The organism is Maribacter sp. (genome assembly GCA_020629415.1).
GTDB classification, from domain to species: Bacteria; Bacteroidota; Bacteroidia; order Flavobacteriales; family Flavobacteriaceae; genus Maribacter; species Maribacter huludaoensis.
In genome coordinates, this window is record JAHDDL010000018.1 from 30,695 (window position 1) to 42,651 (window position 11,957).

The window sequence follows — 11,957 nt, forward strand, 5'->3', positions numbered from 1 at the left end:
GATTAAATTAAGCTTAGTAGTTCGAATTTACAAAGAAGGGCAATAGTGGTAAGTATGATCCGTTTATATTTGCAAAAAACTTATTAAGATTATATGACACTAATAAAATCTATTTCAGGAATACGGGGCACTATTGGGGGAAAGCCAGGAGACAATCTTACACCTATAGACGCGGTAAAATTTGCTGCTTCTTACGGCATTTGGCTAAAAGACTATTCCATAAAAGATAAGTTAAAAGTGGTTATAGGTCGTGATGCACGTTTGTCTGGCGAGATGATTCAAAACCTTGTAGTTTCTACTTTGGTGGGTTTAGGTATTGATGTTGTAGATTTAAATTTATCTACCACGCCCACCGTTGAAATTGCGGTGCCTATGGAAAATGCAGATGGTGGTATCATCTTAACTGCCAGCCATAACCCAAAGCAATGGAATGCACTTAAGCTCTTGAATGAAAAGGGTGAATTTTTAGATGCTGCACAAGGTGCCAAGATTTTGGAAATAGCGGAGAAAGAAGATTTTAATTTCTCTAAGGTTGATGATTTAGGTATTATCAATAAGAATGACAGTTATATAGATATACATATAGACGAAGTTTTAAATCTTTCTTTGGTTGACGCCGAAGTGGTCAAGAAAGCTAAGTTTAAGGTTGTTGTTGATGGGGTAAATTCTACAGGTGGAATTGCCATACCAAAACTTTTAAAGGAATTTGGTGTAGAAGTGGTAGAACTGTATTGCGATCCTACTGGTCATTTTCCTCATAATCCAGAGCCCTTAAAAGAACACCTAAAGGATATCTGCGAATTGGTGGTAAAAGAAAGAGCTGACTTTGGTATTGTTGTAGATCCGGATGTTGACCGTTTGGCGTTCATTAGCAACGATGGTGAAATGTTTGGGGAGGAATATACCTTGGTTGCCTGTGCGGATTATGTTTTAAGTAAAACAAAGGGCAATACGGTCTCCAATTTATCGTCTTCGCGAGCATTACGGGATATTACCCTAAAACATGGCGGAACTTATGAAGCTGCAGCTGTAGGTGAGGTTAACGTTGTTACTAAAATGAAGGCTAACAATGCAGTAATAGGTGGTGAAGGTAATGGCGGTATTATTTATCCTGAAAGTCACTATGGTCGTGATTCTTTAGTGGGTACGGCATTGTTTTTAATGCTAATGGCAGAAAAAGGCGGTACCGCTGCCGAGCTTAGGGCTAGCTACCCAAGTTATTATATGAGTAAAAAGAAAATTCAATTAACACCTGGTTTAGATGTTGATGGTATTTTAAAATCTATGGCAGAAAAGTATGCCAATGAAGATATTTCAACCATTGATGGTGTAAAGGTAGATTTTGCGGAAAACTGGGTTCATCTTAGAAAGTCGAATACAGAACCTATAATAAGAATTTACACAGAAGCCAAGAGTCAAATTGAAGCTGATGCACTAGCGGATAGAATTATTGGTGAGATAAAAACAATTGCAGGTTTGTAGGGTATACTTCTAAAATTTGAGATAAAAAAGAAACCGGAAATAGTTCAGCTATAACCGGTTTTTTTTTATGATTTTAATTTACATCTGCAAATGACGCAGGTTTTTTGCCCCTATGTTTCCAGCGTTTATGCGTCCATAGGTAATATTCCGGTTTTTCTCTAATTTGTTTTTCTGTAAGTCTAAGGAACTTATCGGTTATTTCGTGCTCTTTGGTTTCTTTGCTGTTAATGGATATAGGAATAAATTCTGCCTTATAAAAACCTCGTTTTACTTTACTGACTTTTAGAAATACCGTAGCAATCCCTGTCTTACGGGCCAAAGCTTCGCCGCCATTGAATATAGGTACCGTAATCCCCATAAAATCTGTCCAATAATGAGCTTTGTGTGCTTGTGGAGATTGGTCGCTCACCATGCCGTAGGTTGCCCTTACATTGTTTCGGTAGTTTTGAATAATCGTTTTAGCTGTTTGGGCCTGTGTAATCAATACGGTATTCCAGCGTGCCCTAACTTTTTTAATGAATTTGTCAAAATAAGAATTGTTTATTTTTTGATAGACCGCATAGCCTTTAGAATTAACGTAATTATTGATACTTACGTTCCATTCCCAATTGGCGTAATGAGCGCATAAAATTATAATACTACGCTCTTTTTCTATTTCCAACAAAACTTCAGGATTGACCAGCTGGTATTTTTTTGCAACGGCCTCTTTGCTCAAATTCATGGTTTTGACCATTTCTAGGAACATATCACAAAGGTGTTTGTAAAAATTCTTCTCAATACGCTCAATTTCCTGTTGAGACTTTTCAGGGAAGACCAAATTTAAGTTCTCTTGAACTACTTTTCTTCTATAACCAAAAACACGATAGATAAAGAAACAGGCAATATCGGATAAACCATAAAAAAGGCGATGCGGCAAAATGGAAACGACCCATAAAAAAGGATAGATTAAAACAAAGGCCAATAGTTGCATTCTCAAAAAAATTATGGACAAATATAGTTATATTTGACGCCAAATAAAGGGCAGTAAATGTACAACATTGATATAGCGACCATAGCAATAATAGCGGCAAATGTATTAGTATCAATAAAAGGGTTTAATGATACTACGTTTTTTGAACGTTATAAATTTAGTATTGGTGCTATTAAAGCGGGGCAAAAAGACCGGATGGCCACATCAGGTTTTTTACATGTAGATGTTTCTCACTTGCTATTTAATATGTTGACACTTTATTTCTTTGCAGGCGTTGTAATTAATTGGTTCGACACAACAAAATTTCTGATTATATATGCAATAAGCCTTGTAGGCGGTAGTTTATTAGCGCTAAGTTTTCATAAGGATGAGCCGTACTATTCCGCAGTAGGTGCCAGTGGTGCCGTAACCGGTATTTTGTATTCAGCAATTCTTCTTCAGCCTAATATGCGTTTAGGTATTATGTTTATTCCAATCCCCGTACCTGCCTACGTAGTAGGTATCGGTTATTTATTGTATTCAATTTATGGTATGAAAAAACGTTTGGGCAACATTGGGCATACCGCACACTTTGGTGGTGCAATAGGGGGTTATCTGACTACACTTTTATTTATGCCAAGTCTTTTACAGACCGAGACACTAATGGTAGGCTTGCTTGCCTTACCGATTATCTTATTGATAGTACTTGAAAAAATGGGTAAGATTTAGACCACTTTCAGTAGTATTTATCGATGAAGTGTATTTTTTACGTTAAAAACATGCATTTCATCGTATTTCTCTGTGTATAGACAACAAGAGGGCAATTCGGTACGTTAAAACCGAAACCCCGAATTAAATGAAATCAAACCTATCTGTAAGAAAAGTATGGTTTTTATCAATTGCTGCATCCTTCTTTGCGGCAAGTTGTAGTGATGAAACCACAATTTTTGAAAACCCTGAAGATAATTTAGTAAGTGAAACTGATCAATCTAAACTGGATAACAGTATTAGTTTTGAGCGTGCCGGTGTATTGGATATTTTTGAAGATCCGTCGGTCAGCGGAAAAAGATCAACTATTACCGGTAAAGATGAAGAGGAACAAGCAGGTGATTATCCACTTTCTCTAGTTGCTCAAATAGAGCCTCCTACATTTACTAACGGACAAAATTTAGCGGCTACACATGTTGCCTTAGATGGTGATTATGGTTATGTATCTTATAATACGGTTGGCCTAGACTATGTTGGTGCCATTGATGTTATAAATATTAGTGATCCAACAAGCCCTAGAGTTACGTCAAGAGTATATTATACGAATGCCGATTTAAATTCTATTGCGTATGATAATGGGTATATATATGTTGCAGGTGGCGTAGATGCGGAACAGTCCGTTACCGCAACGGCAAATTCCCTTGTGGCCAAAATAGCTGTTAGTGGTGGTAGAATGAATACGTCTAACATAACTTATGGTTTTCAAGAGGGCTTTAATGCAACAGATGTACGTATAATCAATAATAATGTAGTGGTTACAAGTGGTCAAGATGGCTTTGTGGTCGTTTATGATAAAAATGATTTAAGTGTGTTGAACGAGGCAGCATTTTCAGATTTACGTTCCGTTGCTTATAATGGTAATGAAATGGCTGTTTTGGACGCTGCGCAAGGAGTGAGCTTTTTAGATCAGAATTTGAATACCACGCGTAGTATTGCTATAGATTCCGATTTTGGAATAGATGCCAAACGTACATTAGATTTTTTAAATGACAATATTGTTGTTTCGGAAGGAACCAGAGGAGCAGGTGTATATAACGCAACTTCAGGTAGCTTTATAGAATACTTGCCAATATTGACGAGTCCTGAAAATGCCGAGCCGGGAGAAATAGTGACCAATGGTGTAGCCGTCAATGAAAATGTATTATTAATGGCAAACGGTGCAGGAGGGTTAAGTCTTTCTGAAACCAATGATGATAATACGGTTGGTGTAGGTGTAATTGAGCTTACAGGTTCTATTAACTATGTAGCTACAAAAGGCGATTATATTTTTGCAGCTTCAGGAAAACAAGGTTTTCAGATTATAAAACTAAATAGGCCAGATGATAGTTTGGTTACACGATGTGAGGATTTGAATGCATACTCAGGTAGTTCCTATTTAAACGTTAATAACGAAGATACCCTTGCTTATAGAGGTTCTAAAAGATTCAACAATATTAATGTTGGAGGAAATTTATTGCTATGTGGATCATGGACCGTAAGGGATGGTGTTAATGTAAATGCAGATGGATTGTTTGAAATAAACGGTACATTGGTTGTTGGTAGAAATAATAGACAAAGAAATGTAACCATTAATTCTGGTGCAACATTAAGGGTAGAAGGTAATTTGACCATTTATGGCGATTTAATTCTTAATGATGGTGCTTCCATTGAATTTATAGGAGATGACTCTGTAGTAAATATCTTTGGTAGAGTTACTAGAGCAGCTAATACTACGATAGAAGGTACCTTTAGAGATGTAAGAGATGTGTTTTGATCATTTTGATATAAGGACATAAAAAAAAAGCCCGAACATTTAATGTTCGGGCTTTTTTTTTAATACTTTAAAATCTAGTTGAGTAATTCTGCCACTTTAGCTTCTAAGGCGGGTCCTCTTAAGTTTTTGGCAACAATAATCCCGTTTTCATCTAGTAAAAAAGCCGCAGGTATAGCATCAACATTATATAGCTTTGCAATTTTATCATCAAAATAAGAAATATTAGAAATATGGTTCCACTCCAATCCGTCTTCCGCAATTGCTTTCTTCCAAGCTTCTTCCGTTCTATCTAAAGAAACCCCAAGTATATTTAATCCTTTGTCATGATATTTATTGTAAACTGCAACAATATTAGGGTTTTCTGCTCTACAAGGCCTACACCAACCGGCCCAAAAATCTATTAGGGTTACCTTACCCATAACATCCTTTAGTGCAATTTCTGTGCCGTCAAGACTTGGACCTGAAAATTCTGGAGCCTTTGCACCAATACTTGAGTTTTTACCGGCAGCTTCAGAAGCCTTTAGCTTTTCAATACCTTCTAAAATCTGTTTTCCGGGCTTGGAGTTTTTTATTTCATCGGATAATGTCTTGTAAATTTCCTCGGCTTCTTGTAGTTCAATTGCTTTGGTAGCAACTGCTCTGTCCAGCACCAAAGCAGAGATTAGTGCCTTAGGATGCTTCTTTACATAGTCAAGCTCAAAAGTTTTATATTCCTCTTGCAACTCTTTCATCTCGTCTTGTAGTGCCAATGCCGCTTCGCCAGATGCAGATTTCATATCTTGCTGTATAGATTGTGCTTGTAACGATATTTCCCTGGACTGTTCCATGTAATCAGCAAAGGTGTCGTTCTGAAAAGTTCCGCCTATATCTGCAAAACCCATACTATCTCTTTGAGCGCTAAATTGTATTTCCCCATTTTCTAAAATAACTGCGGTATAGCCCGGCAACTGTTCAACGAAGATGTAGTGAAGCTCAGGAATATCAGCAGTACCTGTAAAGGTAAACTCACCATTGGTGGTCGTAGCCGTGTCTACTTCCATAGGTTGGTTGTTTTCTCCTATTTTCTTCAAAAAAACACGAGTTCCATCGGTCATTTCACCTCTTAATTTACCATTAAGGGTAAAGCCTTCCGGTTTTGAATTACAGCTGAACAATAAGACGCCTGCAAGCAGTATTAAAATACTATTTTTCATAAATTTCACTTAGGTTAAGTTGCAAATGTACTTATATATAGGATATAAAAAAAGACCCTTGGCGCAATGGCCAAAGGTCTTTTTAATATTGTTTTATTTAGTTTTAAAATTGATAGCGAATACCTAATCCAATATCAAAATCAAAATTATCAGAGAATCCGTCATAGCCTACAACGCCTAGTTCTGGTCTAAAATCTAAAGATAGGATCAGTGGTATGTTAAAATTGTATTCAATACCAACATCGCCTGCGGCAAAAACAAATAGCCCTCCATCGTCACCGGGAAAATCAACATTGCCCAATCCGCCACCAACACCGTAGTACCATTGAAAGTCACCTTCAATGGGTCTTACCCATTGGTAAAGTCCTGCAATTTTAAAGGCATTAAAATTTCTGCTATCCCTCCAACCTAGGTCAAACTCCAGCCTGGTGTCCCTAGTTAATGACTTTTGATAACTGACTTCTGCTCCAAATCCGTCACTATCCCCTAATCGTAATCCTAAGGCGTGATTAGCTATTTCTTGAGCGGAAAGCGAGCAGGTTGCCATAAAAATCAATACGGTAATACCCTTTAAAATCTTCATATAGTTGTATTTTTTTGTGATGAAAAATGAGCTAATTTGTAATGTAGCTCACACAATAAAACTTAATTTAGCAATCAAAATTGTGTTACGTTGGATAATAATTCGCTGTTAAAGTTACAACAAGATATAGAGGGAGATGTACGATTTGATAATCTTACCAAGACTATTTACGCTACAGATGCGTCCGTATATAGAAAAATACCTTTAGGGGCCGCTTTTCCAAAGAGTGTAGATGATATCAAAAAAATAATACAATTTGCAAATAAGGAAGGAATAGGAATTATTCCTAGAACTGCTGGTACCTCTTTGGCCGGACAATGCGTGGGTGATGGTCTGGTAGTGGATGTCTCAAAATATTTTACAGAGATCATTAGGGTAGATAAAGAAAAGAAACAGGTAACCGTTCAGCCAGGTGTTATTAGAGATGAGCTAAACCAGTTCTTAAAACCCTACGGTCTGTTTTTTGGGCCCAACACCTCTACCTCTAATAGATGTATGATCGGTGGTATGGTAGGTAATAATTCATCGGGCACCACATCCATACAATATGGGGTTACTAGAGATAAGGTTGTTTCTATCAAAACCATATTGTCAGATGGTAGTGAAGCTCAATTTGGAAGAATTTCAGCAGCTGAATTCAAACAAAAACAACAAGGTAATTCACTTGAAGCATCTCTTTACAATAACATATTTAATGAACTAGTTGATAAAGATGTAGCTTCTGAAATAAAAGAACATTTTCCAAAACCTGAAATTCATAGAAGGAGTACCGGTTATGCCGTGGACGAATTATTAAAATCAGAAGTGCTGGGAGGTGAATTGCCGTATTTTAATATGGCGGAATTATTATGTGGCAGTGAGGGTACATTGGCTTTTACCACCGAAATTACGGTTCAATTAGATGACCTTCCGCCAGCATTGTCGGCAATGGTAGTTACGCATTATACCTCTTTGGAAGATTGCTTAATGGATGTAGTTCCGGTAATGGAACACCCCTTGCAATTGTGTGAAATGATGGATAAGGTCATTTTAGATTGTACCAAAAATAACCGTGCGCAGTTGGCCAATCGGTTTTTTGTTGAAGGCGATCCGGCAGCGCTGTTAATGTTACAGGTATCGGCACATACCGAACAGGAATTGAATGCATCTGTGGCTTCTTTGCAGAAAACTATAGCGGAATCAGGTCTTAGTTATGCCAACCCTGTCCTATATGGCAATCAAATTCCCAAAGCCATTGAGTTGCGTAAAGCAGGATTAGGTTTGTTGGGAAATATTGTAGGTGATATGAAGGCCGTAGCCTGTATTGAGGATACTGCAGTGGCTTTACCGGATTTAAAAGATTTTATTACAGAGTTTTCCGTAATTATGAAAGGTTATGGGCAAAGTGCGGTGTATTATGCACATGCAGGTGCTGGTGAATTGCATTTGCGTCCTATTCTGAATTTAAAGAAATCAAGCGATGTAGGTCTTTTCCGTGCCATAACTACAGATGTGGCTAAGCTGACCAAAAAATATAGAGGTTCTTTTAGTGGCGAACATGGCGACGGGATTGTTCGTGCGGAATTTATACCTGTAATGATAGGTGAGAAGAATTATCAATTGCTAAGAAGAATTAAGTATTACTTTGATCCAAAAGGTATATTTAATCCGGGTAAGATTGTAGACGCTTATCCAATGGATCAATCTTTTCGTTATGAGGTGGATCGTAAAGAGCCGGATATCAATACATTAATGGATTTTTCGGACAGTGAAGGTATACTCAAGGCTGCCGAAAAATGTAATGGCAGTGGTGATTGCAGGAAAACCCATCATATGAAGGGTGGCATGTGTCCAAGTTATCATGCGACCAAGAATGAAAAAGATACAACCAGAGGAAGGGCCAATACGTTAAGAGAGTTTCTGACAAACCCTAACAGTACTGCAAAAAATAGTTTTGATAGTCCTGAAATCAAGGAAGCTTTTGATCTTTGTTTAAGTTGTAAGGCATGTGCTAGCGAATGTCCAAGTAACGTAGATGTATCTACACTAAAGGCAGAATTTTTATATCAGTATCAAGAGGCCAATGGTTATTCCTTAAGAGGAAAATTGTTTGCCTATAATACAAAGTTGAACGGATTGGGAAGTAAGGTTTCCGCGCTTACAAATGCCATGTACGATTCTAAATTGATTGGCGGTTTATTGAAAAAAACTAGCGGAGTTGCCAAAGAAAGGAGTCTTCCAAAAGTTTATAGCTTTAATTTTGATAAGCATCTTCAAAAATCTAATAATCAAAATACTAAAAAAAATAAAAAGGTAATTTTATTTATTGATGAATTTACGAAATATTTAGATATTGAAGTAGGTCAAGATGCCATTGAACTTTTAACGGCTTTAGGGTACAATGTAGAGTTGTATTATGCAGAAAGCGGTAGAACATTTTTGTCAAAAGGCTTTTTAAGGCAAGCTCAAGAATTGGCAATTAAAAATGTTCTGGAGTTAAAGAAATTCGCAGAATCAAATTTACCGGTTTTAGGTTTGGAGCCTTCTGCAATATTATCGTTTAGGGATGAATACAAACGTTTAACCTCTGATAAGAAAACAGCACAGGCAATAGCCGACAATTCGTTTTTAATAGAGGAGTTTTTGGCAAATGAAATAGCGGAAGGTAATTTAAGTTCATCTAATTTTACCGATGAAGCTAGGGATATTAAAATTCATAATCACTGTCATCAAAAGGCATTGAGTAATCAAAAAGTAACTTTTGATGTTTTAAATCTTCCCGTAAATTATAAGGTAACCATTATAGCTTCTGGCTGCTGTGGTATGGCGGGTTCTTTTGGGTATGAAGAAGAGCATTATGAGACCAGTATGAAAATTGGGTCGTTAAAATTATTTCCGGCAGTAAATAAATCAGCTCCTGAAACAATAATTGCGGCAAATGGCACTAGTTGCAGGCATCAAATATTTGATGGTACTAAGAGAATAGCAAAACATCCGGTAAGTATTTTAAAAGAGGCTTTATTATAATTATAAATCGTTAAGACCGTCTTTTTCTTTCTGATTTTTTAGTTTTCTGGCCTTACGTTCGGTTATGGTCGCAATTAATTCGTTCATATCCATAGATTTAAGTTCCTCATCCATGTAAAATGAAGCTAGCTTGTCATTTTCATAGCGGTACAGTTTCCAACGTTTAAAAGAATATTCTAGGGCGGTCATATGTTTTACCCAATCGCCAGAGTTTAGATATAGGCATTCTCCTTTTTTAGTTTCAAAAAGTTTTTTGTTAGGTGCGTGGCTATGACCACAAACAACATTGTCATAGTGTTGCTTTATTGCCATTTTGGCTACGTTTTTTTCGAACAAGGCAATTTGCTCCGGGTCACGATCGCCCTGTTCTAAATCTGGATTTGTAAAAGGTTTGTTTTTCTTTCCAAATAGTTCTAACCCCTTTGTTTTTAATTTTGCCAATTTTAAAAGTGCATCGAAACCAAATTCTCCAAAATTTAATAGCCACTGTGAGTGACGAAAAGAAAAGTCAAATATATCACCGTGAAAGAATAACGTGTTTTTGCCATTAAGTTTAAGTGTTAGCCTATTGGAAACTTGTATGGCGCCCATATAAATGTCATCTATTTTACGAAAAGGTTCATCTCGGTTACCGGTAATATAATGTACGACGGTACCTTTTGCCGCTAAAGAGAAAATCTTCTTTACTACTTTTAAGTGCGAAGGGGGAAAGTAGTTGTTACGCATTTTCTTTGCATCAAGTATATCACCGTTTAGAATTAAGATTTTCGGGTCTATACTAGATAGATAGGTCAATAGTTCCTCTGCATGACAAGCGTAGGAACCCAAATGAACATCCGATAAAACAGCTATTTCAAGACGTCGTTTTTTCAAGGGGATAAATTTTAGGTCAAAATTAATGCTAACGCTATAGTTGACAGTAGTTTAGTTGGTCAACAATTATTAATCTTTAGGTTAAATAATCATTATCACAAAAGAGTAAGGTTAAGCTAATATTAAGCGCTTTTTAAATTTTTCTTTCATGCTTTTAACATTTACCTTTGATGTCAATTAAATTGTAATTTTTTACAATAAGTAAAATATCATATAGAACGTACGTATTATGGCCGGAAATACTTTTGGAAACCTTTTTAGGGTCAGCACTTTTGGAGAATCTCATGGAAAAGCAATTGGGGGAGTTATAGACGGCTGTCCTTCAGAAATATCTTTGGACTTCGCTGCTATTCAAAAAGATCTTGATCGTCGTAAACCTGGGCAGTCCGCCATTGTTACCCAAAGAAAGGAGCCGGATGAAGTAGAGTTTTATTCAGGAATATTTGAAGGAAAGACAACGGGTACACCTATAGGATTTGCAATTCATAATACCAATCAAAAATCTAAAGATTACGGACATATTAAAGATTCTTACAGACCATCTCATGCAGATTACGTTTATGATCAGAAATATGGATTTAGGGATTACCGTGGCGGAGGTAGAAGTTCTGCTAGGGAAACTGCCAGTAGGGTAGTGGCGGGCGCTATTGCAAAACAATTTTTGAAAGGAATAGAAATACAGGCGTTCGTTTCTCAAGTAGGAGACATGAGTTTGGGCAAACATTATACAGATTTGGATTTATCGTTGACAGAATCTAACGCAGTTAGGTGTCCCGACCCGGAAATGGCGGTAAAAATGGAGGATTATATTAAGTCCATTAAAAAGGACGGAGATACTATTGGTGGAATTATTACCTGTGTTGCCAAAAATGTACCGATTGGTTTGGGTGAGCCCGTATTCGACAAGTTGCACGCAGAATTGGGTAAGGCAATGTTATCCATAAATGCGGTCAAAGGTTTTGAATATGGTAGCGGCTTTGACGGTGTAAAGATGAAGGGCAGCGAGCATAATGATCAATTTAATAGTGATGGCTCTACAAAAACAAATTACAGTGGGGGTATACAAGGCGGTATAAGCAACGGAATGGATATATATTTCAATGTAGCCTTTAAACCCGTTGCTACAGTGATCCAGGGTTACGAAACTATTGATAAAGAGGGGAATATGGTTAAGACTCAAGGTAAGGGAAGACATGATCCCTGTGTTGTGCCAAGAGCCGTACCTATTGTTGAGGCGATGACTGCTTTGGTCTTGGCGGACTATACTCTAATGAACAGGACCATTAAATTATAGGTTCCTTTTTAGCACTTTTCCTAGCAAAATACTATCTTACTTCCCTAAACTAATTT

9 protein-coding genes are annotated in these 11,957 nt (G+C 37.0%); 5 read left to right on the plus strand and 4 right to left on the minus strand.

Annotated elements, in window-relative coordinates:
* Nucleotides 1-93 precede the first annotated feature (93 nt).
* A complete protein-coding gene (gene glmM / locus QZ657_RS09085; RefSeq protein ID WP_291966398.1) occupies nucleotides 94-1,482 on the plus strand; it encodes a phosphoglucosamine mutase in 1,389 nt (462 codons plus the stop codon).
* 73 nt (nucleotides 1,483-1,555) lie between these two features.
* Here glmM and QZ657_RS09090 read toward each other — a convergent pair whose 3' ends face one another.
* Nucleotides 1,556-2,452: a lysophospholipid acyltransferase family protein gene (locus tag QZ657_RS09090; RefSeq protein WP_291966400.1), complete on the minus strand. Its 897-nt coding sequence runs from the start codon at nucleotides 2,450-2,452 to the stop codon at nucleotides 1,556-1,558.
* A gap of 57 nt (nucleotides 2,453-2,509) precedes the next feature.
* Here QZ657_RS09090 and QZ657_RS09095 point away from each other — a divergent pair, with 57 nt between their 5' ends.
* Nucleotides 2,510-3,160, plus strand: a complete 651-nt coding sequence (locus QZ657_RS09095) for a rhomboid family intramembrane serine protease (protein WP_276472373.1) — start codon at nucleotides 2,510-2,512, stop codon at nucleotides 3,158-3,160.
* Between the two features lie 127 nt (nucleotides 3,161-3,287).
* Nucleotides 3,288-4,952 carry a hypothetical protein gene (locus QZ657_RS09100; RefSeq protein ID WP_291966401.1) on the plus strand — a complete coding sequence of 555 codons (1,665 nt, stop codon included), beginning with the start codon at nucleotides 3,288-3,290 and terminating at the stop codon, nucleotides 4,950-4,952.
* Nucleotides 4,953-5,026: 74 nt separating this feature from the next.
* Here the strand turns inward: QZ657_RS09100 and QZ657_RS09105 are convergent, their stop codons facing one another.
* The gene (locus QZ657_RS09105; RefSeq protein WP_291960965.1) at nucleotides 5,027-6,145 is read right to left on the minus strand and encodes a TlpA disulfide reductase family protein; all 1,119 of its coding nucleotides are present in this window, start codon (nucleotides 6,143-6,145) and stop codon (nucleotides 5,027-5,029) included.
* A gap of 103 nt (nucleotides 6,146-6,248) precedes the next feature.
* Nucleotides 6,249-6,728, minus strand: a complete 480-nt coding sequence (locus QZ657_RS09110; protein ID WP_291966402.1) for a hypothetical protein — start codon at nucleotides 6,726-6,728, stop codon at nucleotides 6,249-6,251.
* A 90-nt stretch (nucleotides 6,729-6,818) separates the two neighbouring features.
* Here QZ657_RS09110 and QZ657_RS09115 point away from each other — a divergent pair, with 90 nt between their 5' ends.
* On the plus strand, nucleotides 6,819-9,734 hold the full coding sequence (locus QZ657_RS09115; protein ID WP_291966404.1) for an FAD-binding and (Fe-S)-binding domain-containing protein: 2,916 nt from the start codon (nucleotides 6,819-6,821) through the stop codon (nucleotides 9,732-9,734).
* On the opposite strand, the gene QZ657_RS09120 is transcribed toward QZ657_RS09115, so the two are convergent.
* The gene (locus QZ657_RS09120) at nucleotides 9,735-10,607 is read right to left on the minus strand and encodes a UDP-2,3-diacylglucosamine diphosphatase (RefSeq protein WP_291960960.1); all 873 of its coding nucleotides are present in this window, start codon (nucleotides 10,605-10,607) and stop codon (nucleotides 9,735-9,737) included.
* 229 nt (nucleotides 10,608-10,836) lie between these two features.
* Here QZ657_RS09120 and aroC point away from each other — a divergent pair, with 229 nt between their 5' ends.
* The gene (aroC, locus tag QZ657_RS09125; RefSeq protein ID WP_291966406.1) at nucleotides 10,837-11,901 is read left to right on the plus strand and encodes a chorismate synthase; all 1,065 of its coding nucleotides are present in this window, start codon (nucleotides 10,837-10,839) and stop codon (nucleotides 11,899-11,901) included.
* Nucleotides 11,902-11,957 lie beyond the last annotated feature (56 nt).